The sequence below is a fragment of the Brucella tritici genome (assembly GCF_902825325.1).
GTDB lineage: Bacteria > Pseudomonadota > Alphaproteobacteria > Rhizobiales > Rhizobiaceae > Brucella.
In genome coordinates this window covers 317,859-341,495 of record NZ_CADEAR010000003.1, presented here as the reverse complement: position 1 = coordinate 341,495, position 23,637 = coordinate 317,859, and the positions used below count along the sequence as shown (strand labels likewise).

Here is a 23,637-nt window from a genome sequence, read left to right as displayed (position 1 = left end):
TTTCAGAACACTTGATATCCGATCCTTATCGGGTTATTAGATCCACGTCATCATCATGACCGTAAGCGTCTTACGTTAGGCAACGCATCAATCTCGCCGGGAACGGCAATTCGCATTGATGTTTCGTTGCGCCTTCCCCGCATAATATTCAGGAATACACATGTCTCAGTTTGAATGCGGCCGCCGCAGAAAGCTGCCAGCACGCTATGCATCTATTGTGATGCCTTTCATCCTATCGATCATGATGACATTCATCGTCTCATTGATTGCGACCGCCAAGAGCCTTGGCGTTACCCATCCCAATCTTGCATCGAGCTGGATGACTGCATGGGCTCTCTCATGGGCGGTCGCCTTTCCGGTCCTCCTCGCCATTCTGCCCGTCGTGCGCAAAATGGTCGCCATGGTGTGCCACCCGCATTAATCTCTAAACAGAAAAAGCCGCGCATATATTATATGCGCGGCTTTTAATTTTTTCTGCAGGTGGTTCAGCGGAAAATAGCTTCGCCCTGTTCATCCACGATCTGCCGGCCCTTATTCAGCGAAATGCTGGCGGCATCTTCGATGCCGGGGCAACGGTCGGCCCGAACGAAGCGATATTCCTTCACTTCGCCATCAATCGTCTTGGAAATGACGCCGCAGACCTGATACTGCCCGCCCTCGCTATAGGGCGTGGCAATGATCAGAAAATCCTTGTGCTCAAGGCGACCAGCCTCTTTCGGCTCTGCCGGTGTCTCGGAGGCAGGGCCCCCACCGAAAAGACGCTTCAAAAAAGACATATCGCCTCCCTTCCCGTATGTTTTTGTTCAGTTCAGCTTAGCTATCCAGGCCCTAGCTATCCAGGAACGAACGCAGCTTACGCGAACGGCTCGGATGCTTCAGCTTGCGCAGCGCCTTGGCCTCGATCTGGCGGATACGTTCCCGGGTAACCGAGAACTGCTGACCGACTTCTTCCAGCGTGTGATCGGTGTTCATGCCGATGCCGAAGCGCATACGCAGAACGCGTTCTTCACGCGGCGTCAGCGAAGCCAGAACACGGGTCGTCGTATCGCGCAGGTTGGCCTGAATGGCTGCATCGATTGGCAGAAGCGCGTTCTTGTCCTCGATGAAATCGCCTAAGTGTGAATCTTCCTCGTCGCCAACCGGCGTTTCGAGCGAAATCGGCTCCTTGGCGATCTTCAGTACCTTGCGCACTTTTTCGAGCGGCATGGCGAGCTTTTCAGCCAGTTCTTCCGGCGTCGGTTCACGGCCGATTTCATGCAGCATCTGGCGCGAAGTGCGAACGATCTTGTTGATCGTTTCGATCATATGCACCGGAATACGAATGGTACGCGCCTGATCGGCAATCGAACGGGTGATCGCCTGACGAATCCACCATGTCGCATAGGTCGAGAACTTGTAACCGCGGCGATACTCGAACTTGTCGACAGCCTTCATCAGGCCGATATTGCCTTCCTGAATGAGATCGAGGAACTGCAGGCCACGGTTCGTGTACTTCTTGGCGATCGAGATGACGAGGCGAAGGTTGGCTTCGACCATTTCCTTCTTGGCGATGGTCGCTTCGCGCTCGCCCTTCTGCACCTGATTGACGATACGGCGGAATTCGCCGATGGAAATCGCGGTTTCGGTCGCCAGCATCTGGATTTCAGAACGCAGACGGTCGATGGCGCGCTCTTCCTTGGCTGCGAATTCCTTCCAGCCTCGGGCTGAAAGCGTGCTGACGCGCTCCACCCACTTCGGGTCCAGCTCGTGGCCCTGATATTCCTTCAGGAATTCCTCACGACGCACGCCGAAGGATTCTGCCAGACGCAGCAGCTTGCCTTCGTTCTGCACCAGACGCTTGTTGATGTCGTAAAGCTGTTCGACGAGCTGTTCGATACGGTTCTGATTCAGCGACAGTGACTTCACTGCCTTGATGAGCTGATCCTTCAGTTCCTTGTAGCGACGCTCCTGGCTCGACGACAGTTCGCCCGTCGCGGCCAGACGGCCCTCGACCTGCTGGTCCTGCAGCTTGCGCAGTTTCTTGTAGGTGTCGGCGATGAGGTCGAGCGTTTCCATGACCTGCGGACGCAGTTCGGCTTCCATGGCCGCCAGCGACAGGTTGGCTTCGTCTTCGTCCTCTTCCTCTTCTTCCGTAGGCATGTCGCCGCCGACATTGGTAATGTCGTCGTCATCACGCGAGCGGCGCTGAGGCTTGTCATCGCGCGGCTTTTCCTCTTCCACGCGCTCGATCACCGGAGCCTGCTTGGCTTCCGGACCGGCATAGGTGGTTTCGAGATCGATGATTTCGCGCAGCAGAATGTTGGAATCGTTCAACTGGTCGCGCCAGATGATGATCGCCTGGAAGGTCAGCGGGCTTTCGCAAAGCCCGGCGATCATCGTTTCACGACCGGCCTCGATGCGCTTTGCAATCGCAATTTCGCCTTCACGCGACAGAAGCTCGACGGAACCCATTTCGCGCAGATACATGCGCACCGGATCGTCGGTACGGTCGGTCGGCTCTTTCTTGGTCGTGGTGGTGGCGACAGCCGTACCGCCGGACTCAACCAGATCGCCGCCCTCTTCCGAGTCGTCGTCGTTGTTCTCTTCGCGGTCGTTGTCCTGCTCGTCATCTTCAACGACGTTGATGCCCATATCGGAAAGCATCGACATCGTGTCTTCGATCTGCTCGGATGTCACTTCCTCGGAAGGCAGCACGGCATTCAGCTCGTCCATGGTGACGTAGCCGCGCTTCTTCGCGAGTTTGATCATCTTCTTGACAGCATCGTCAGAAAGGTCGAGAAGCGGACCGTCGGCGGCACCTTCGCGCTCGACTTCGGCTTCTTCGTTTTCCTTAACCTTCGTTGCCATATGTTCTTCTCCAGGCGACCCCGGTCGCTTCTAAGATATATAGAGTTCTCGGACAGTTTTGCGAGGCCGCAATCCGTCAGTTGATTCTGCGAGTAGCCGATTTCCTGTTAATGGCGGATTAACCTTGCCATCGGTATCGGGCTTCTTCATCTCCGATTTCTTGTGGGCAGATCAGGCGGTCGACCAGACATTGCCTTTTACCAGGCCTTTTTCCCGGCCATTTTTCGGCCCGACCCCAGCTTGCCGCCCTGCAGCCTCGGATATCACCGGTTTCTGTTCTTTTCCTTGTTCGAACTGTCGTGATTCCGTCATTTACGCCATACGTCAAGAGCGACTCACCTGATTCGCGCTTAAAAAGCGAATCATTTTGTTGTCGCAGCCTCTTCGCTGGCCAGATAGAGCACGTTTTTCGGATCGCAACCCCGCATTTCCGGCTTTTCTCGCATCACTGATTCGGAAATCCGAATCAGAAACCGCCGGGCGGACGCCCTGAAGACAGGCCAAAACCGTCAATCAGAGCTTCAGTCGCATCAGCTTTCAAAATCTGATTTTGTATATCTCTGAGACGCGCAAACAATTCACCCGTCTCGTCTGTTTCAAGCGCAGCCTCAACAGCTCGCAGCTCCTTATGTAGTGTGCGCGCACGCTGATGCAAGTGAAGCGCTTGCCGAAGGGCTTCACGCGCGTCGTCTTCTGCGGCCAGAGCCGTCGCAGTCCAGAGTTTCGCGCCCTTTACCACGAGTTCGAGCATTTCAATCTGCTCGCCATGACCGGCATTAACGAGTGCGTGCCGCATGGCGTGGCCATCTTCCATGTGACCGGCAGCCAGCACATCCAGCATGGCCAGATGCAGCGACTTGAGGACTTCGTGTCCCAGATCGAGTGCAGCCAGCGTCTCGAAATCCTCTTCGATCAGACGCGGATGATTGAGAAGCGTCAGCACGATAGCCGTTTCACGCAACGGGGCATGTGATCCCGCGCCCGGCCTGCCGCCCTTTACCAGCGTCGAGCGGACAAGACTGTCGGAAAATGCAAGACGGCCATTGCCGCCAGCCGGCCCGCCGCGCCCACGTCCGCCATCATTTCTGCTATTGAAAGACGAATTGCGCTGACCACCGCCTTGATACCCCTGACGCCCCTGATGACGTCCTTGCCCAAAAAAGGCTTGTGCCCGGTCGCGCATATCCTGACTGTAGTGGCGCCGAATATCCTCATTCGCGATGCGGCTCGTTATTTCACGCAGGCGCGCTTCAAGTTCGGCCCGGCGTTCCGGCGTATCGAACACACCGCCCGTCGTCTCCCGCGTCCACACCATATCGACCAGCGGTCTGGCGTCATGCAGGACCGCGTGAAAAGCGGCAGGGCCTTCCGCCTTGACCAGATCGTCCGGATCCTGCCCTTCCGGTAATAGCGCAAAGCGCAGCGATTTGCCCGGCTGCAAGGCAGGCAATCCGAGATCGACGGCGCGATGAGCGGCACGAAGCCCCGCCCCGTCGCCATCGAAGCACAGAACGGGTTCAGGGCTGATGCGCCAGAGAAGTTCGAGCTGTTCTTCCGTCAGTGCCGTGCCAAGCGGAGCCACCACCTGATGGATGCCTGCCTGCGCCAGCGCAATCACATCCATATAGCCTTCGACGGCAATGATGGATTTGGCGGGTTCCCCCCCTTGCGGCTGACAGGCCTTGCGTGCCCGCAATCCGTTATAGAGGACCCGTCCCTTGTGAAAGAGTTCGGTTTCCGGCGAATTCAGATATTTGGCCGGAGCATCGGCAGAAAGCGCACGCCCGCCGAAAGCAATTATGCGCCCGCGCAAATCCTCGATCGGGAACATGACGCGATCGCGAAAACGGTCGTAGGAAACGGCAATGCCTTCGCCATGCACGACAAGGCCGCACGCCTCGATCTGCTCGCGCGACACGCCTTTGCCGGCCAGAAATTCCTTCAACGCATTGCGCGATTCCGGCGCATAGCCAATACGGAACGACTGCTGCGTTGCGCTCGAAAGTCCGCGGTCGCGCAGATAGGCGCGCGCCTTGGCCCCGACGGCGCTTTGCAACTGGTTTTCGAAGAACTGCGCAGCCAGCTCCATGACATCGTAAAGCGTGGCGCGCTGTGCCTCGCGCTTTTCCATCTCCGGATCGCGCGCAGGCATCGGAACGCCCGCCATATCGGCGACGCGCTCCACTGCTTCGGGGAAGCTCAAACCCTCAAGGTCAGTCAGAAACTTGAAGTGATCGCCAGTCACACCGCAGCCGAAACAATGATACCGTCCCTTGCGATCTTCACAGTGAAAGCTCGGCGTCTTCTCGCCATGGAACGGACAGCAGGCCCAGAAATCCCCCTTCGGAGGATTGCTTTTCTTGCGGTCGAACGAAGCGCGCGTTCCTATCAGCGTCGAGATCGGGACGCGGTCTCTGATCTCATCGAGAAAGGAGGGCGGAAAACGCATTACAGATTTCACTTTCAGTTCGGTCGGGCAGGTCATTCAGACAGCGGGTTTGTATTCCATAGAGTATATAGGCGCGCCCGTTCCGACAGTCCATCGTGCAGGCATGTCCCTCCCCGCTAATCACATGTCGCTGGCAAACAAGCGCTCTGTCACAAAACTGTCATATATTCGTCATGACACTGCAGGATTGGATTGCTTTTAGTTGCGAATAAGCCCATATCTCTTGAAGAATTGATTAGCCGGAACATATTTTTTCTTCATTTGTTGCGTTAGCTTAATCACAAATGTCCACCTCCAACCCGAAGGGATTTTGCCGTGAATGGTTCTTTGGTCCTTTTGCATCTGGCCGGTGCAGTTGCGCTTTTGCTTTGGGCGACACGCATGGTCCGGACCGGGGTGGAGCGTGCCTATGGCGACCGGTTGCGCAGACGCCTGCGCAACCAGATGCAGAACCCGCTGCTTTCCGTCGCCTTCGGCCTTGCCCTTGCTGTCGCCCTGCAAAGCTCGACAGCGGTTACGCTTCTCGTCGGTTCATTTGTCGGTTCAGGTTTTGTCAGCGGTGTCGCAGGCCTCATGGCCGTGCGCGGCGGTGAGCTGGGCTCCGCCCTCGTCGTCAAGATCTTAAGCTACGACCTCACGCTTCTGGTGCCGCTCTGCCTTGTCATTGGCACTGGCATCTTCATGACGACCGAGCGCCGCGACTGGCGCCAGATCGGCCGCATTCTGGTCGGTATCGGCCTGCTCATCATGTCGCTGGAAATGACGGGACAGGCCACCGAGCCTTTGCGGCAAAGCGAATTGCTGCCGGTCATCGTCGATTATCTGTCAGGCGATCCGATTACGGCCTATCTGCTTGCCGCCCTGATGACATGGCTGTTTCATTCCAGTGTTGCCGCCGTCATCCTGCTCACCACCTTTGCCTCGCGCGGGCTGATCCACCCAGAGCTTGCCGTCGTGATGGTCCTCGGCGTCAATCTGGGTTCGTCGATCATCGCTCCGATCCTGACCCGCCAGGCGCCGCCTGAAACCCGCGTCGTGCCGCTCGGCAACCTCCTGATGCGCGGTGCCGGATCGCTCATCATGCTCGTGCTTTACCAGACGTTCAAACCGTCGGTCGCCTTTCTCGGCACCGATCCGGTTTCGCAGGTGGTCAATGCGCATATCCTGTTTAATGTCATCGTGATGGTTGCTGGTATTCCGCTTTCCGGCCTCGTGCTGCGTGCAACTGAAGCTCTGGTCAATCTCAATGCAGGCAAGGATAGCCCTGTTTCGCAACAGCCGATCGAGATCGAGCAATATAGCGCGCTCGATACTGCCGTACTCGACCGGCCTTCGCAGGCGCTTGCCAATGCAACCCGCGAAGTGGTCGGCGTCTGCGACACGATCGAAGTCATGCTGCGGCGGATCATCGAGCTTTATGAAAAGCCCGATCAGATACGGATCGATGAACTTGAAGCCCTCGATGATCGCGTGGACAAGCGTCATGCCGCGATCAAGCTCTATCTGACCAAGCTCGCAACCCATGAGCTCAGCGATTTCGAGTCGCTGCGCATGCAGGAATTGCTGGGCGCATGCGTGAAGCTTGAGCAGGTCGGCGACATCATCGTGCGCAACATGCTCGCGCATGTTCAAAAGAAGATGGACCACAAACTGGAATTCACGGAGGAAGGCTGGAAGGAACTCAGCCATTTCCACGCCATGGTTCTGGCCAATGCGCATATGGCATTCAATGTGATCGTCTCACGCGATGGCCGCACGGCCCGTCAGCTAGTGCAGGAAAAAGACCAGCTGCGTGAACTGGAAAAGCAGACGAGCATGCGTCATTTCAGCCGCCTGCGCGAAGGTGCCACCCGCAGCATAGAGACCAGCAGCATCCATCTCGACACCATCCGCGATCTCAAGCAGATCAACTCGCTGCTCGCCTCGATGGCCTATCCCGTCCTCGAAGAACAGGGCCTCCTCAGCGATACGCGACTCAAGACCGTCAAGCAGAGCTGAAATCAGACCACGCGGCGGCGGATACACACCCGTTGCCGCATGACGTTGAATATCAAAAGGAAATATCCGCAGCAGGGCGGACCCGAACACGGGCATTTCCAGCCTTGAAGCCATTCAACGTTTCATTGTGATGCGCAACGATATCCGCAAATTGCAGGCTGGCGGTGTCGCCCGTGGTATGCGCGTCCCCGATCAGGGTGACGTCATAGCCGAGAGAAACGGCGCGCCGGACGGTCGTGTCGATGCAATATTGTGTCTGACAACCACCGATGACGAGATGCGAAATATCCAGCCTTTGCAAAAGAGCCTGAAGGTCCGTCTCATGGAAAGAGTCGCAGCTGCGCTTCTCAACGAGGGTATCTCCCGGTCTTAAAGCAAGTTCTTCGCGGATTTCCCAACCGACTATGCCTTTTTCAAGCTCGTCGCCCGGACCGCCATCATGCTGCACCATGATGACCGGAACGCCGGCCTGACGCGCTTTCTCCCGCAGATCGCGCAGTCTGATGACAATCTCATCGAGGGCATGGTCGATAGCAGGCTGCCGTTCCGGCGTGCCAGTCCCCGCCACAATGTCGTTTTGAACGTCTATGACAAGCAAGGCTGTTTTCATCGGTCCACATCCGGTCATCGATTAATCCTTGTCATGCATAGCATAAGAAAAAGCCCCCGCCAGAGCGGAGGCTGAAACATAAAGCAAAAGGCGCTTATGCCTGACGCTTTCACTGCAGAAGCGATTTCACGATGGCGCTGGCCTTGGTGAAATCCATCTTGCCTGCATAGCGCTCTTTAAGAACAGCCATGCACTTGCCCATGTCGCGCAGGCCCTGAGCGCCGATTTCCGCAATCACATCCGCACAGGCCTGCTTGACTTCATCCTCGGTCATCTGCTGTGGCAGAAACTCGGAAATGATCGTGATTTCCTCGCGCTCGGCTTCCGCGAGTTCAAGGCGGCTGCCTTCTTCATAGATACGGGCGGATTCTTCGCGCTGCTTGACCATCTTGCCGAGAATACCCAGCAATTCTTCGTCCCCGACCGGGTCCTTGCCGGCGGTACGGTTGGCGATATCTCGGTCCTTTACCGCAGCCAGGATCAAACGCAGCGTCGACATGCGACGCTTCTCCTGTGCTTTCAGCGCGGTCGTGAGGGCCTGGGAAATCTCCTGGCGAAGCATAACGTCTCTCCTGACGGTGTAAGTTCTGTGTTGTTCGTTTCCTGCATCTATACAACAGGCGAATAGAAACGCCGAGCTGTCCGAACCACCATCCCGAGAAATAATAATACGACGATTATCGTCATTATTTCAGGAAAGCATGGCTTCGGACGATTGACCCGGCCTTCAAGTTTCTCTATTGCTCAAGGCTTAGCAGGACATCGGCACGTGCTCGCGGCGGGAGGTTTCAAATCCCCGCTGCCTTTTGGCGCATATATGACCCTTGACGCTCCATCTTTCAAGCTATCCGCCTGTAACGGCAGTGTAGCTGGCTGAAACATGGATACGTGCCGCCTAAAGCATGCCGCCCAAAAGTGGGAACCGGTTTTGGGACAACGGCATGCACGAAAACAAACAGTTGGGGTGTCGATTTGATTCCATCAGTTCGACGCACTAACTGATAACGAAATAACAGCACACGCTGGCGCGCGGCTAACGAAACAGGAGTGCAGACCATGACAGAAACCACACCGAAAACAGCACCCTGGACTGTTGAAAAGCGAACCGCCGTCCTCGTACTCGCCGATGGAACCGTGATCGAAGGCAAGGGCCTCGGCGCAATCGGCGCGGTCGAAGCCGAAGTCGTGTTCAACACGGCGTTGACCGGTTACGAAGAAATCCTGACCGACCCATCCTACGCCGGTCAGATCGTGACGTTCACCTTCCCGCATATCGGCAATGTCGGTACCAATGCCGAAGACGTTGAAGACTTGACGCCAGCCAATCGCCACGGCGCGGTCGGCGCGATCTTCAAGGCGGACATCACGTCGCCGTCGAATTTCCGCGCAACGGAAGATCTGGACGCCTGGCTGAAGCATCGCGGCATCATTGCGCTTGCTGGTATCGACACGCGTGCGCTAACCGCACTTATCCGCGAGCGCGGCGCACAGAACGCTGTCATCGCGCATGATCCAAGCGGCAAGTTCGACCTCGACGCACTCAAGGCGCGCGCTGCCGCCTGGAGCGGTCTTGAAAATCTCGATCTTGCCAAGGACGTCACGGTTGGCCAGAGCCTCACATGGAAGGAAACGCCATGGACGCTTGCAGACGGCTATGGTGAACAGGACGCCCCGGAATATCACGTGGTGGCGCTCGACTTCGGCGTGAAGCGCAACATTCTGCGCCTCCTCACCGGCCTCGGCGCAAAGGTCACCGTGCTGCCTGCAACGGCTACGGCTGAAGACGTTCTAGCCCACAACCCGGATGGCGTCTTCCTGTCCAACGGCCCCGGCGATCCGGCAGCGACCGGCGAATATGCCGTTCCGACCATCAAGAAGCTTGTCGAAACCGATCTTCCGGTCTTCGGCATCTGCCTCGGCCACCAGATGCTGGCGCTCGCGCTCGGCGGACGCACCGAGAAGATGCATCAGGGCCATCACGGCGCCAACCATCCGGTGAAGGACTACACGACGGGCAAGGTCGAGATCGTATCGATGAACCACGGCTTCGCGGTCGATTCAGACTCGCTGCCAGAAAATGTCGAGGAAACGCATGTATCGCTCTTCGACGGCACTAATTGCGGCCTGCGCGTCGTTGGCAAGCCAGTATTCTCGGTGCAGCACCATCCGGAAGCATCGCCCGGCCCGCAGGATTCGCACTATCTGTTCCGCCGCTTCATCAACCTGATCCGCGAAAATAAGGGCGAAACGCCGCTTCCCGAGCGCGAACAGGCTGCATAAACCCGCCGCATGAGTTATCAAAGTAAAAGGTCGGAGAAAAAACTCCGGCCTTTTCGTTTTCCGTATCGATCAAACCTCTGACAGCTTCGCCGATGGCGTCGGGCGCACCCGCGCCACCACGATGACCAGCGCCAGAAAGACCAGCCCCGCACCAACGGCATAGGGCATGCCCGCAAAGACGAACGGCGCATTCATACCGGTGAACACGGCGAAAAGCTGCGTAAAGATAAGCGGGCCGATGATGGTCGTAATGCTCGACACACTCGTCAGCGCGCCCTGCAACTCGCCTTGCGCCGACGGAGGAACCTTGCCCGCCGCAATACTGCGCAGCGGCGGATCGGCCAGACCTTCCAGCGCCGTCAGAAAGATGACTGCATAAACCATCCAGCCTTCCCATGCGATGGCGTAGCCGATCATGCCCAGACAGGAGAACAGCACACCAGTGATCGCCGTGCGCCGCTCGCCGAGCACTGGCAGAACCCGTGGCAGAACCAGCGCCATCACGAACGCGGCCCCGATACCGAAGAGCCCGAGCGACAGACCGATCTGGGCTTCGCTCCAGTTATAGCGATAAGCACCGACGAAGGACCAGACGGACGGATAGACGGCGTGGGCCAACCAGAACAGGAAGAAGACCAGAACCACCCAGCCGATGCCGGGATAGTTTCGCATCTGCTTGAGCGCGCCAAGCGGATTGGCCCGGGCAATCTGGAACGTGCGTCGGTTTTCGCGCTTCAACGTCTCCGGCAGCAGGAAATAGGCGAGGATGAAGTTGATGAAAGACAGGAACGCCGCTCCATAGAACGGAACGCGCGGACCGAATTCACCCAGCAAGCCGCCCAGAACAGGGCCGAGTGCAAAGCCGACACCGAAGGCAATGCCGATCAGGCCGAAATTGCGCGCACGATTGCTGTCATCGCTGACATCGGCGATATAGGCTGATGCCGTTGCAAAGCTCGCTCCGCTGATACCTGCCAGCACACGGCCGACAAACAGCATCCAGTAGGAGACTGCGAGCGCGCAGATCAGATTGTCGAGCGCGAAGGTGAAGATCGAGGCGAGCAGCACCGGGCGGCGCCCGAAACGGTCGCTCAGATTGCCGATCATCGGGGCGAAGAGGAACTGCATCCCGGCATAGACCAGCAAAAGCCAGCCACCATCGACGGCCGCGGTGCTGATATCCGCGCCGGTCAGCTCTTCGAGAAAAGTCGGCAGAACCGGCATGATGATCGCAATGCCGATAATGTCGAGGAACAGTGTCATAAAGACGAGTAACAAGCCCCGCCGTACAAACTGGGGATCATGCATGGGACACCTGAAATATGCTCCACGACAGACCGAGTGGAACATTCATAAATCGTGTTGATTGGAGAACTCGCGCGCCATCGCCGCTCAAAACTGAGCGTCACGCTTGTAAATCGGAAAAAGGCCGCGCCGGTGCGGAAGCATTTATCTGGAAAATTATTTCGCGACAAGACGAATATTGCAGGCTTTCGACAAAAAGAATGGGTGTTTTTCCTGCATAAAGAAAAAGGCGGTCGAAACCGCCTTTTTCTACAGTAGCAGAACGATTTTAAACGTCGCCGCTAAACGTATCGCATGATTCCAGCTTGCCGCTATCGAAACCGCGCTGGAACCACTTGGCGCGCTGGGCGGAGGTGCCGTGGTTGAAGCTTTCCGGCACGACATAACCCTGACTCCGGCGCTGCAGCGTGTCATCACCAATCTGGTGCGCCGCGTTCAAGGCCTCTTCAAGATCGCCTGCTTCCAGAATACCCTTCTGCTCCGTGTAGTAACCCCACACACCGGCAAAGCAATCGGCCTGAAGTTCGACGCGAACCGACATCTGGTTGGCCTGAGCTTCGCTCATCTGCTGACGCATCTGGTTGAATTTCGGCAGAATGCCCAGAAGATTCTGGACATGGTGTCCGACTTCATGCGCCAGGACATAGGCTTGGGCGAAATCGCCGGAAGCGCCGAAACGGTTTGCCAGTTCCTTATAGAAACTCAGATCGATGTAGAGCTTGCGATCGCCGGGGCAATAAAACGGCCCGGACGCAGCGGAAGCAAAACCGCAGGCCGAACGAACCTGCCCGGAAAACAGCACCATCGTCGGCGGTGTATAGGTCTGGCCACGCGACTTGAAAATGCCGCTCCAGACGTCTTCCGTCTCAGCCAGAACCGTACGGGCGAACTGCGTTGTCTCGTCATTGGCAACAGCGCCACCCTCGGCAGCGGTCCGTCCGGATTGTCCGGCCTGCTGGGTTACGCTCGGCCCCATGCTGCCATCCCCGAACAGGATCGGCAGCGGATCGATACCAACCGCACGCAGCACGAAGAACATCACCACCAGAATGAGAATGCCGGAAATGCCGCCGCCGCGAACGATTCGAAAACCGGGCCCGCCAAGGCCACCACCGCGACCGAAGCCACCGCCTATGCCACCGTCCTGCGCTCCGCGCTGATCTTCCACATTGTCACTTTGCCTACGGCCTTGCCAGCGCATTGACCAACTCCCCTGCACCGTGCCGCCCTCAACGAAGCAGCACCAAACTATACCTGCGATTGTCGCATAAAGAGTTGGCACGGCAACATAAAAAGTAAATGGCAGCGTCAATCACAAACGAAGACTCTTTCGCAATAGTTTGGACACAGGAAAGCCTCTTCTGCTTCGACGGGCAAAAGCTACTGCAACAAGCGCCATCAGAAGACATGCCACGAGAAATGGTGACCTCAAGCCATGGGGAAAGGCGACTTCATTCATGATGCGCCCGGGCATAAAGGCGAAGAAACCTGCCCCGAGAATACCGCCCAGATAGACGCTTTTGATGATTCGACGATGCATCTCGATCTGCCCCCTCCGGGCCGCCGCGACAGCGCGCGCGCACCCCAACAGCACCAGTATCGAAAGGACATGTATGGGACTGAACCCGGCGACGAGATTGATCTGATGAATGAAGAAGCTGGAGATTGCGGTCACGATCATCAGCATCACCCAAAGCCGTCCGAGCACTTTGTGCGATCTGGTGCCTTTGCGACGCATGAAGATGACAAGGCCGATGATTGCAGCCGGCAAGACAGCCGCAACGTGAATTTGAATGGCGAGCGGCGCATGAAGAAGTGGTTCGAAGTTCATCGCAGGGCTCCTGTTGAATTTCCTTTCGCTTTCAACAAGACTGCGCTCGTCTCAATCGAAACGGCGTCAAATGCAGGAAAACTTCGTGAACGGCGGCCTGTTGCAATTCGCGCTTCGTGAATTGTCGACCATTCTTCGTGCGCCACGCCTCTGGGGCACCTTCATCATCGTCGTCCTGATCTTCACTATTACCGGCCCCTTCGGAACGGACCTGTCCATGCCGGTGGCGGTTCGCTTCTTTTACTGGCTCTCGGTCCAGTTTGCCGGATGGGCTACGGCAATTATCTTTTCCGTCCTGGCTGATGCTTTCCTTGAACCTGTCGCAAGACACGCCTTTGCCCGCATGATGACCGGAGCAGTTGTGGCCGCCCTGCCGATCGGGCTTTGGGTTGCATTCATCGACTGGGGATTTTCCGGCAGAGCGCCGACGACTGCAGCCATCCTTGCCAATGCCGTCATTGCGCTGCCACTCAGTGCCCTGTTCTGCATTCTGGCCTATATGACGCTGCGTCATGATCTGGAAGCCGTGCCGAGAAATATTTCTGAGTCGTCACCTCCATTGCTGGCCCGGCTGAAACCGGATAATCGGGGTGCGATCCTGCGTCTCACCGCAGAAGATCACTACACACGGGTGGTCACCAGTCGGGGGCAGGAACTCGTTCTTCTGCGCTTTTCCGATGCTGTGAAAGAGGTTGGCGCGACGAGCGGACTTCAGATACATCGCTCGCACTGGATTGCCGACCGGCATGTCGCGGGATTGCGCAAAGCCAATGGCGGTTTCAGCCTACTGACAAATGACGGCGACCTGCTGCCAGTCAGCCGCGCAAGCCAGAAATCGGCCCGTGAGCGCTTTGGTTCGGTTATAACATCCATAGAGAAAGCATAAGTGCTTTCGGCAACTACCTGTGCCTCACAATCTATACGCTAGCAATTGCGGAAATGCTCGGCATTCGTTACAGCGTGTACCGTCAATGGGGGCATAGGCGATGCAAAACCGAAAGCAGCTTTATTCGATCCAGATTTTGCGCGGTCTTGCGGCAACGGCCGTCCTGATCGCTCATACGATTGAGCATCCGCGCGCAGAAACGAACAATGCCATAACGATGCTGGGCGTTTTCGGCGTTCAACTGTTCTTCGTCATCAGCGGTTTCATCATTGCTTATGTCAATGCCGACGGTCCGTTCAGGCCCGGTGACTTTCTGCTACGCCGCGTTTTCCGCATCGTGCCGCTTTACTGGCTCTGCACGATCACGGTTTTCTTCTGCGCGCTCTATCTGCCTTCACTATTCAAGACGACGGTTCCGGATGTAGCCTATTTCATCAAATCGCTGTTTTTCATACCCGCCGCCACACCGGGCGACCCAAGCGATTGGCGCCCGCTCTTCAAACTCGGCTGGTCGCTGAACTACGAATTGTTTTTCTATCTCGTGTTCGCCTTGTTCTGGTGGTGCAAAAATGCCTTGCAGCGTACGATCTTGCTGACAGGCATATTCGGCGCATGTGTCATCGGAAGCTTCTTCGTCGAACCATCGGCGAGCATCGCAGCGTTCTATCTACACAAGAACCTGCTGACTTTCATGTGCGGCATGTGGCTGGCCGAAGCGGAAAAGCATCGCCTGTGGGAAAGAATGCCCCCGGTCGTACTGGCCGGAATCGGCATCCTCGCCATAGCAGCGCTCTACGGCACCTTTTCCACCCCACTGGTCGCGTTCAACAACTTCTCCACCTATCTGATCATGTGCAGCGCGGCTGTATTGCTGGTTGTCGGTGCATTGGGCATCGAACGTTGGCTCGGCGACCTGCGAGACAATTTCTTTGTCGATCTTGGTGCAACTTCCTATTCGCTCTACCTGACCCATATGTTCGTGGTCGGTTTCGGCTGGGCGGTGATGCGCAAGCTGAACCTCGGTCCCACGCTTGAAATCGCCGGCATGGCTGCCATCGTGATTGGCGCGATCATCGCAGCAAAGATTTCCTACCGACTGATCGAACTACCGTCGAACAGGCTCGGCCATATGCTCACAAAGCGCAAAAAGCCGTCTCTGAAGGTCGCTCAGGCAGAAGCCTGAACGGCCCGCGAAGGCTGCAGTTGGGTTATAACATCCTTAGAGAAAGCGTGAGGCGGGCAAGAATTATCGTGAATGCCCGCACTTTCTTTGAAATAAAACGATTTGTGGGGTTCCGCTTATCGAAATGATTGCCTATAAGGCCCGCTTAGCCCACAGAATTCATACGCTGCCAACCCGCCGGAAAACCGTGCGGGCTTTTCTGGCAGGCTAAGCAGCATGTCTCTCGAAAGTGGGAAGCGGTTTCGAGACCAAGACATGCTTAAAACAAGAGCATGATCCCGAAAAATGGGAACCGGTTTTCGGACAAGATCATGCGCGAGAAGAAGATAGGACGAGCGCCCATGCCGAAACGTACAGATATCAAATCGATCCTGATTATCGGCGCGGGCCCCATTGTCATCGGCCAGGCTTGTGAATTCGACTATTCGGGCACACAAGCCTGCAAGGCGTTGAAAGAGGAAGGCTACCGGATCATCCTCGTCAACTCCAACCCGGCCACGATCATGACCGATCCCGATCTGGCGGATGCGACCTATATCGAACCGATCACGCCTGAAGTGGTCGCCAAGATCATCGCCAAGGAACGCCCGGACGCGCTGCTGCCGACCATGGGCGGCCAGACCGCACTGAACACCGCATTGTCGCTGCGCCGCATGGGCGTGCTGGAGCGCTACAATGTCGAGATGATCGGCGCGAATGCAGAAGCCATCGACAAGGCGGAAGATCGCGCGCTCTTCCGTGAAGCCATGGAAAAGATCGGCCTCGATACGCCGGAATCCAGGCTCGCAAACGCCACCGAAATCAAGGACGAGGACCGCAAGCGTCACGAAGCAAAGCGCGCCGAAGTCAAGGCTCAGTTTTCGGGTGACGAGCTGGACAAGGCTCTCGACAAGCTTGAAACCGAGTGGCAGCTCGGCGAAGTCGAACGCAAGCAGCGTTACATGACGCACGCGCTTGCCAAGGCTGCGCAGGCGCTCGACGTGGTTGGCCTGCCTGCCATTATCCGCCCAAGCTTCACGCTCGGCGGTACGGGCGGCGGCATTGCCTATAACCGCCAGGAATTCTTCGAAATCATCGAGCGCGGTCTGGATGCATCGCCGACGACTGAAGTTCTGATCGAAGAGTCGGTTCTTGGCTGGAAAGAATATGAAATGGAAGTCGTCCGCGACAAGGCGGACAACTGCATCATCATCTGCTCGATTGAAAACCTCGATCCGATGGGCGTGCATACTGGCGACTCGATCACCGTTGCACCGGCGCTGACGCTGACCGACAAAGAATACCAGATCATGCGTAACGCCTCGATTGCGGTGCTGCGCGAGATCGGCGTCGAAACCGGTGGCTCTAACGTGCAGTTCGCGATCAACCCGGCCAATGGCCGTATGATCGTCATCGAAATGAACCCGCGCGTGTCGCGTTCCTCGGCTCTGGCTTCCAAGGCGACCGGGTTCCCGATTGCAAAGGTTGCGGCCAAGCTCGCCGTCGGTTACACGCTCGATGAGCTGGATAACGACATTACCGGCGGCGCGACGCCTGCCTCGTTCGAACCGTCGATCGACTATGTGGTCACCAAGATCCCGCGCTTCGCATTCGAAAAATTCCCTGGCTCCTCACCGATCCTGACCACCGCCATGAAATCGGTCGGTGAAGTGATGGCCATCGGCCGTACCTTCCAGGAAAGCTTGCAGAAGGCGCTTCGCGGGCTTGAAACCGGCCTGACGGGTCTTGACGAAATCGCCATTCCGAACATCGAGGAAGGCGACGAGAAGAATGCAATCCGCGCTGCCATCGGCACGCCGACGCCGGATCGTCTGCGCATGGTCGCGCAGGCAATGCGTCTCGGCCTGACCACCGAGCAGGTGCACGACGCATCGAAGATCGACCCTTGGTTCCTCGAGCAGATCGAAGCCATTGTGAAGACCGAAGAGCGCATCCGCGAACACGGCCTGCCGCAGGACGCTGAAAACCTGCGCATGTTGAAGTCCATGGGCTTCTCCGACGCACGCCTCGCAAGCCTGACGGGCAAGGACGCGGAAGACGTGGCCAAACTGCGTGGCGAGCTCGATGTGCATCCGGTCTACAAGCGCATCGACACCTGCGCTGCCGAATTCGCCTCGCCAACCGCCTATATGTACTCGACTTATGAAACGCCTTTCGTCGGCCAGCCGCGTTCGGAAGCTGAAGTCTCAGATCGCAAGAAGGTCGTCATCCTCGGCGGCGGTCCGAACCGTATCGGTCAGGGCATCGAGTTCGATTATTGCTGCTGCCATGCGGCTTTCGCGCTCAATGATGCCGATTACGAAGCCATCATGATCAACTGCAACCCGGAAACGGTTTCAACCGACTATGATACGTCGGATCGTCTCTATTTCGAACCGCTGACTGCAGAAGACGTGCTGGAAATCCTGCGCGTTGAACAGGAGAAGGGCACACTTCACGGCGTTATCGTGCAGTTTGGCGGCCAGACCCCGCTCAAGCTCGCCAATGCGCTTGAAAAGGCCGGCATCCCGATCCTCGGCACGTCGCCTGACGCCATCGACCTTGCGGAAGATCGCGACCGGTTCCAGAAGCTTCTCATCAAGCTCGATCTCAACCAGCCGAAGAACGGTATCGCCTATTCGGTCGAACAGGCCCGCCTCGTCGCCGCCGATCTGGGCTTCCCGCTTGTCGTGCGCCCGTCCTATGTTCTGGGCGGCCGCGCCATGCAGATCATCCATGATGAACGTTCCTTGCAGAACTATCTGCTCGACACCGTGCCGGAACTGGTCCCGGAAGACATCAAGGCCAAGTATCCGAACGACAAGACCGGCCAGATCAACACGCTGCTCGGCAAGAACCCGCTTCTGTTCGACACCTACCTGACCGAAGCCATCGAAGTGGACGTCGACTGCCTGTGTGACGGCAAGGACAGCTTTGTCGCCGGTATCATGGAACATATCGAGGAAGCCGGTATCCATTCGGGCGACTCGGCCTGCTCGCTGCCGGTGCATACACTTTCGCCTGAAACCGTTGCTGAACTGGAACGCCAGACGGCGGCGCTTGCCAAGGCGCTTCATGTCGGCGGCTTGATGAACGTCCAGTTCGCCATCAAGGACGGCGAAATCTTCATTCTCGAAGTCAACCCGCGTGCATCACGTACGGTTCCGTTCGTCGCCAAGACGGTCGGCACCCCGATCGCCAAGGTTGCAGCCCGCGTCATGGCCGGTGAAAGCCTGGAAGCCGCACTCGGCGCCTATGGCGGCAAGCCGAAGACACCTTCCCGCCCACATATCGCAGTCAAGGAAGCCGTGTTCCCGTTTGCCCGTTTCCCCGGCGTCGATACGCTGCTTGGACCGGAAATGCGCTCGACCGGCGAAGTCATGGGCCTCGATTACGACTATGCGCTGGCTTTTGCGAAGGCACAGCTTGGCGCAGGCGTGGAACTGCCGCGTGAAGGTACGGTCTTCGTTTCTGTTCGCGACGAAGACAAGGAACGCGTGCTCGGCCCGGTCCGCCTGCTGGCAAGCATCGGCTTCAAGGTCATGGCAACCGGCGGAACGCAGAAGTTCCTCGAAGCCAACGGCGTTGAATCGACCAAGATCAACAAGGTCATCGAAGGCCGTCCGCATGTGGAAGATGCGATTCGCAATCGCCAGATCCATCTCGTCTTCAACACCACGGACAGCGCCAGCGCAGTTTCCGATAGCAAGTCGATCCGCCGCGCAACGCTGATGCAGAAGCTGCCTTACTACACGACCATGGCCGGAGCGGAAGCCGCCGCCGAAGCCATCGCCGCCCTTAAGGCCGGATCGCTGGAAGTTCGCCCGCTGCAGGACTACTTCCGCTAATCACGTCGATATCGATGCAAAAAGCCGCCGGGTGACCGGCGGCTTTTTCATGCGGTTTTCAAGGCCGGCAATTCCAGAGGTTTTCCGGAAGGATCGTCTTCCAGATTGACTTGCTGCGTGAAAAGCCCGTCGTGCAGATGCGGCTTGCCGAGATGAATGACGGCAGCGTCTTTCAGTTCACTGTTCAGCATGTCGCGAATCCGGTCGTAGGCTTCGGCATCAAGGCCGTCTAGCGCGCCATCGATGACGATCCACTCGGGCTTCTGCAGGATCAGGCGGGCGAAAGCGATACATTGGCGCTCATCGTCGGTAAGAACACGATCCCAGCGCGCAACGCGATCAAGGCTCGTGGAAAGCCGTTCAAGCCCGGCCCGCCGCAGCACATTTTCCAGATCCTCTTCCGAAAACTTCTTGATATCAAGCGGATAGACAATCACACCCTTGAGGTTGCCGGGTGGAAAATAAGGTGCGCGCGGCATGAAGGCGACACCATCGCCGGCGGGCATACCGATCCGCCCCTCGCCCCACGGCCAAAGCCCGCCCAATGCGCGGAACAAGAGCGTTCTCTGCGTCTCGGTACCACCCGTAACTAGCACCCGCTCGCCGGGCTTTACCGAAAAGGCCTTGCGGGAAAGCTTCAGGCACAGATCGGGAGCGGCGATGGAAACGCCGTCCAGTGTCAGCCTGTCATTATCATTCGTCGCAAGATCAATCTGCCGGTCCAGATGGCCGAGTTCGTCCATACGCAGCACCGCCTGACGGAAGCTCGCGACGCGCAGCAGCGTCGCCCGCCAGTCCGCAATCGCCCCGAAATTATCGACAAACCAGCGCAGCGAATTGTGCACCTGCGTAAACGCGCCGACGGCCATCATCAGGCCACCGAAGGTCAGCCCACCGGAGAAATAGACCGGCGCCGCCACGAGGATCGGCGCAACGATTGTCAGCCAGCCGTAACCGGCGGTCACCCATGTAAGCCGCGTCGTGGCGGAAACGATCTTGCGAATCGCACCCAACACTGCATCGATATCCAGATCAAGGCGGCGTCTTTCATCCCCTTCGCCACGCGACAGGGTGACGGCATCCAGATGTTCGTTGACCCGCATCAGCGATGCGCGGAAATCCGCTTCTCGCGCATAGCGGTTAGCATTGATATTAACCAGACTGCGCCCGACGATCCATGTCAGCCACGAAGCGGAAGCCGCATAGATGATGACCGCCCAGACCATATAGCCCGGAATCGAAAAACTGTAGCCCGCGACATGAAACACAAAGCCACTCGACAGCGACCATAGAACACCGACAAAACTCACCAGAATGACGGTCGACTGAAGAAGATTTATGCCAAGATTGCACGAGGTTTCCGCGAGGTGACGTGCATCTTCATGCAGGCGCTGATCAGGATTAATACCAATTTCACCCGCATTGGCGAGGCGAAATGCCCGGCCCGGTACGAGCCATTGGCCCACCAGATCACGCGCCAATCCCTCACGCATCTTGAGCGCAAACATCTGATTGAGCCAGGTTTGCGATACGTTGAGCACAAGCAGGCTGCCCGCGATCCCGAAAAAAACCATCAGCTGGTGAAAGAAAGCCTGTAGATCCCGACGGGAGAGCGCATCGTAGAAAGGTTCGTTCCAGCGGTTGATGGCGACCTGCCCGACGGCGATCAGCACGACAAGAACGAAAATGCCGGTTCCGAGCGCAATCAGCGTATTGCGCACCGGCGAGATCATAAAAGCCCCGACCATCATCGAGACCTGGGAGAAAAGATCGGTCCCGTCACGCGACGGAGCACCGCCGATCAACTTCGCCGAACTCTTGCGCAAGCGCTCGGTAACGCTGCGCCTGGGCTTTCTGCGACGGCGCTCCTTTTTAGGCGCGCTCTGCTTCGTCTTGTCCTTATCTGGTTCAGACGTCATGTCCTGCCTCGCTGCCCATCCGCCCGCTCAATTTTGCAGATATGTTTGCAACATGCGCATTATGTACGTCATGCGGAAGTCAAAGATAGGAGATCAGCACGCTTTTCCGGCAAACCAGCTATAATGGCCCACAACAATATGCGGGTTTAGGAAAAAACCGTCCGCTGTAATCATGGCCTGCGCTCCAACCCTACCGGAAAATTCCATGGCCATTACAATCCAGCCCATCGACAAAGTGCTCATTTATGCAACCTGGAACGGCCGCCTTCTGGTTTTTGAAGAACCGGATTTTCCTGAAACGCCGCTTCAGGTGCCGGGTGGTACGGTCGATGCAGGAGAAGATATTCCCGCGGCCGCCTATCGCGAATTCGCCGAAGAAACAGGGCTTTTCTACGACGACGGCATGATCCATCTCGAAACTATCGATTATGATTATCCCGAACGGGGACAGACCGAGCTTCACCGCCGCCACTGCTTTCATTTGCAATTGAGACGGGCCACGCCTGAAACCTGGGACCATTATGAAATGACGCCATGCGATGGCAGCGCCCCGATTCTGTTGCGGCTGTTCTGGCTCGACCGTTTGAGTGCGCAAAACCGGCTCGGGCTGGGCATGGCAGAAAGCCTGAGTAAAATCAGTTTCTAGCTAGCATTCTAGCTGTCTTGTATTGGTCAAATTTGTCGCATATAGTTAGCGCATCGATTTTTCGGTCAAGTGACTTTGCGACCCGTGCGGCCCGCCGTGCTTCCTGACGATCTCCTGTCCATAAATTCGATTCACAGGGACGTGTGCGAAGCATACGGACTACTCTACTACTAATGTTACAAAGGAATTTCCCATGGCTACGGGAACAGTTAAGTGGTTCAACACGACCAAGGGCTTCGGCTTCATTCAGCCTGATCAGGGCGGCACGGACGTTTTCGTTCACATCTCCGCCGTTCAGCGCGCTGGTCTGGCCACGCTCGATGAAGGCCAGAAGGTTTCGTACGAAATCGTACAGGACCGTCGTTCGGGCCGTTCGTCTGCCGACAACCTGGTCGCAGCATAAGTTTTGCCGCAAGGCAGAGAGAAGGCGGGTCTTCGGGCCCGCCTTTTTTATTTGCCTGCCTTACTCAGCCTCTCGCCAGCGCGCTTGCACCCAGAATCAAGGCCGCGATCAGCGCCGCGACGGTGCGAACGTGATTCCATACGGTCCAGTCGCGTACATAAGCGAGCCAGACATCCGGCGAAGCGGCGGCATTGGCATCCATCACGGCAAGCTGGTTGTTCAGCGGCACATTCAAAGCCATCGTGACGCCAATAGTGCCGACGAGATAGACGGCAGCGCCGATCATCGCCCATTTCGACAAGCCTCCGAAGCCCATCAATCCCAGTACGATAATCGCCAGACACAACAATGCAGTGCCGAAGAAGACGGCAAAGAACGTGCCATTAATGACGGTGATATTGATCGACTGCATAGCCGTTATGCCCGCATTGGCCGGAATGCGCGCCAGCGCGGCCATCACGAAACTTGAAAACGCATAGAAAATGCCACCGGTAATCGCGCTTCCCCATGCTGTCAGCAGAACAAGCAATTGAAAACTCATTGTCATGATTATCCCTCCCATATGCCTTCAACGGCAGCCTTGCGCGCAAAATCTGCAAACCGGCGCGGCTTTCGTCCAAGGGCTTCCTCCACGCCATGCGCCACATTGGCGTTGCGGCCATCGAAAAGTTCGGTGAAAAGATAGCGCAAAAGCGTGATGACATCTTCCGGCAATGCCTGTTCACGCAATGCGGCTTCGTAATCGGCGAATGAGACCGGATGAAACGACAGCGCCCGACCTGTCGCTCCGGCGATTTCGCTCACAGCCTCGTTGAAGCTGAACAGTTCCGGCCCAGTCAGCTCATAGAGCCGGTTGCGATGCCCCGCCTCGGTCAGCGCGGCAACCGCCACATCCGCAATGTCGTCGGCATCGATGAAAGGTTCCTTCGTCGGTCCGACCGGCAAGGTCAGCGAGCCTGAAAGCAACTCGTCCCGCATGTAGTTTTCGCTGAAATTCTGCATGAACCAGCTGGCACGCAGCACGGTCCAGTCCAGCCCGGAAGCCTGCAGAACCCGTTCCGCAGCTTCCGCCTCCTCCTCGCCCCGTCCAGACAGAAGCACGACATGCTTGACACCTGCCGTCTTTGCCGCCGCGAGAAATGCGCGAATGACATCGACGGCGCCCGGCAAGGCAATATCCGGCTGGTATGTCACATAGGCGCTGTCGATACCGTCAAGCGCCGCAGCCCAGGTGGATTGGCTGTTCCAGTCAAAGGGAATCTCGGTGCTCCGCGATACGGCCCGAACTGAAAGCCCCTTCTGCCGCAGCTTTTCCGCAACGCGCCTGCCGGTTTTGCCGGTAGCACCAATCACCAGATAACGATCATCAAGATACGTATTCATCTTCCTTCTCCCAAAATATGAGTAACCCTCATATTTGCAATATGTGAGCAATCCTCATATTCTGTCAAGA

The 23,637-nt window shown here is 57.2% G+C and carries 20 protein-coding genes; 9 read left to right on the top strand and 11 right to left on the bottom strand.

Features of this window, described 5'->3' with window-relative positions:
• Positions 1 to 160 precede the first annotated feature (160 nt).
• Entirely contained in the window at positions 161 to 421 is a 261-nt protein-coding gene (locus HWX93_RS06090) for a DUF2798 domain-containing protein (RefSeq protein WP_109987180.1), read from the top strand.
• 64 nt (positions 422 to 485) lie between these two features.
• Here the strand turns inward: HWX93_RS06090 and HWX93_RS06085 are convergent, their stop codons facing one another.
• The 3 genes from HWX93_RS06085 to dnaG form a co-directional block, all read right to left on the bottom strand.
• A complete protein-coding gene (locus tag HWX93_RS06085) occupies positions 486 to 776 on the bottom strand; it encodes an HlyU family transcriptional regulator (RefSeq protein ID WP_109987181.1) in 291 nt (96 codons plus the stop codon).
• A 52-nt stretch (positions 777 to 828) separates the two neighbouring features.
• Positions 829 to 2,847 (bottom strand): RNA polymerase sigma factor RpoD, encoded by a 2,019-nt coding sequence (rpoD, locus tag HWX93_RS06080; protein WP_109987182.1) that lies wholly within the window; start codon positions 2,845 to 2,847, stop codon positions 829 to 831.
• Positions 2,848 to 3,313: 466 nt separating this feature from the next.
• Positions 3,314 to 5,296, bottom strand: a complete 1,983-nt coding sequence (dnaG, locus tag HWX93_RS06075) for a DNA primase (protein ID WP_176036840.1) — start codon at positions 5,294 to 5,296, stop codon at positions 3,314 to 3,316.
• A 315-nt stretch (positions 5,297 to 5,611) separates the two neighbouring features.
• Between dnaG and HWX93_RS06070 the strand changes: the two genes are divergently transcribed.
• Entirely contained in the window at positions 5,612 to 7,294 is a 1,683-nt protein-coding gene (locus tag HWX93_RS06070; protein WP_109987184.1) for a Na/Pi cotransporter family protein, read from the top strand.
• A gap of 52 nt (positions 7,295 to 7,346) precedes the next feature.
• On the opposite strand, the gene HWX93_RS06065 is transcribed toward HWX93_RS06070, so the two are convergent.
• Both HWX93_RS06065 and HWX93_RS06060 read right to left on the bottom strand, forming a co-directional pair.
• On the bottom strand, positions 7,347 to 7,904 hold the full coding sequence (locus tag HWX93_RS06065; protein ID WP_109987185.1) for a cysteine hydrolase family protein: 558 nt from the start codon (positions 7,902 to 7,904) through the stop codon (positions 7,347 to 7,349).
• Positions 7,905 to 8,013: 109 nt separating this feature from the next.
• Entirely contained in the window at positions 8,014 to 8,466 is a 453-nt protein-coding gene (locus HWX93_RS06060; protein WP_012091702.1) for a GatB/YqeY domain-containing protein, read from the bottom strand.
• 494 nt (positions 8,467 to 8,960) lie between these two features.
• Between HWX93_RS06060 and carA the strand changes: the two genes are divergently transcribed.
• Complete coding sequence (gene carA / locus HWX93_RS06055) at positions 8,961 to 10,184, top strand: glutamine-hydrolyzing carbamoyl-phosphate synthase small subunit (RefSeq protein ID WP_176036839.1); 1,224 nt, start codon at positions 8,961 to 8,963, stop codon at positions 10,182 to 10,184.
• A gap of 69 nt (positions 10,185 to 10,253) precedes the next feature.
• Here the strand turns inward: carA and HWX93_RS06050 are convergent, their stop codons facing one another.
• Positions 10,254 to 11,492: a TCR/Tet family MFS transporter gene (locus HWX93_RS06050; protein ID WP_109987187.1), complete on the bottom strand. Its 1,239-nt coding sequence runs from the start codon at positions 11,490 to 11,492 to the stop codon at positions 10,254 to 10,256.
• A gap of 51 nt (positions 11,493 to 11,543) precedes the next feature.
• Between HWX93_RS06050 and HWX93_RS06045 the strand changes: the two genes are divergently transcribed.
• Complete coding sequence (locus HWX93_RS06045) at positions 11,544 to 11,747, top strand: hypothetical protein (RefSeq protein ID WP_176036838.1); 204 nt, start codon at positions 11,544 to 11,546, stop codon at positions 11,745 to 11,747.
• A gap of 10 nt (positions 11,748 to 11,757) precedes the next feature.
• On the opposite strand, the gene HWX93_RS06040 is transcribed toward HWX93_RS06045, so the two are convergent.
• Both HWX93_RS06040 and HWX93_RS06035 read right to left on the bottom strand, forming a co-directional pair.
• On the bottom strand, positions 11,758 to 12,690 hold the full coding sequence (locus tag HWX93_RS06040) for a neutral zinc metallopeptidase (RefSeq protein ID WP_176036837.1): 933 nt from the start codon (positions 12,688 to 12,690) through the stop codon (positions 11,758 to 11,760).
• A gap of 111 nt (positions 12,691 to 12,801) precedes the next feature.
• Complete coding sequence (locus HWX93_RS06035) at positions 12,802 to 13,320, bottom strand: DUF2306 domain-containing protein (RefSeq protein WP_176036836.1); 519 nt, start codon at positions 13,318 to 13,320, stop codon at positions 12,802 to 12,804.
• Positions 13,321 to 13,405: 85 nt separating this feature from the next.
• Here HWX93_RS06035 and HWX93_RS06030 point away from each other — a divergent pair, with 85 nt between their 5' ends.
• From HWX93_RS06030 to carB, 3 genes are all read left to right on the top strand, one after another.
• On the top strand, positions 13,406 to 14,206 hold the full coding sequence (locus HWX93_RS06030) for a LytTR family DNA-binding domain-containing protein (protein ID WP_235969071.1): 801 nt from the start codon (positions 13,406 to 13,408) through the stop codon (positions 14,204 to 14,206).
• 100 nt (positions 14,207 to 14,306) lie between these two features.
• A complete protein-coding gene (locus tag HWX93_RS06025) occupies positions 14,307 to 15,389 on the top strand; it encodes an acyltransferase family protein (protein ID WP_176036834.1) in 1,083 nt (360 codons plus the stop codon).
• 341 nt (positions 15,390 to 15,730) lie between these two features.
• Entirely contained in the window at positions 15,731 to 19,216 is a 3,486-nt protein-coding gene (gene carB / locus HWX93_RS06020; protein WP_176036833.1) for a carbamoyl-phosphate synthase large subunit, read from the top strand.
• Positions 19,217 to 19,263: 47 nt separating this feature from the next.
• On the opposite strand, the gene HWX93_RS06015 is transcribed toward carB, so the two are convergent.
• Positions 19,264 to 21,135 carry an ABC transporter ATP-binding protein/permease gene (locus HWX93_RS06015; protein ID WP_109987192.1) on the bottom strand — a complete coding sequence of 624 codons (1,872 nt, stop codon included), beginning with the start codon at positions 21,133 to 21,135 and terminating at the stop codon, positions 19,264 to 19,266.
• 205 nt (positions 21,136 to 21,340) lie between these two features.
• Between HWX93_RS06015 and HWX93_RS06010 the strand changes: the two genes are divergently transcribed.
• Together HWX93_RS06010 and HWX93_RS06005 are read left to right on the top strand one after the other, a co-directional pair.
• On the top strand, positions 21,341 to 21,781 hold the full coding sequence (locus HWX93_RS06010; protein ID WP_176036832.1) for an NUDIX hydrolase: 441 nt from the start codon (positions 21,341 to 21,343) through the stop codon (positions 21,779 to 21,781).
• 193 nt (positions 21,782 to 21,974) lie between these two features.
• Positions 21,975 to 22,184 (top strand): cold-shock protein, encoded by a 210-nt coding sequence (locus tag HWX93_RS06005; RefSeq protein WP_006471898.1) that lies wholly within the window; start codon positions 21,975 to 21,977, stop codon positions 22,182 to 22,184.
• Between the two features lie 64 nt (positions 22,185 to 22,248).
• Here HWX93_RS06005 and HWX93_RS06000 read toward each other — a convergent pair whose 3' ends face one another.
• Both HWX93_RS06000 and HWX93_RS05995 read right to left on the bottom strand, forming a co-directional pair.
• Positions 22,249 to 22,731, bottom strand: coding sequence for a DUF1772 domain-containing protein (locus HWX93_RS06000; protein ID WP_176036831.1), 483 nt, complete (start codon positions 22,729 to 22,731; stop codon positions 22,249 to 22,251).
• Between the two features lie 2 nt (positions 22,732 to 22,733).
• Complete coding sequence (locus HWX93_RS05995) at positions 22,734 to 23,567, bottom strand: NAD(P)H-binding protein (RefSeq protein WP_176036830.1); 834 nt, start codon at positions 23,565 to 23,567, stop codon at positions 22,734 to 22,736.
• Positions 23,568 to 23,637: the final 70 nt, after the last annotated feature.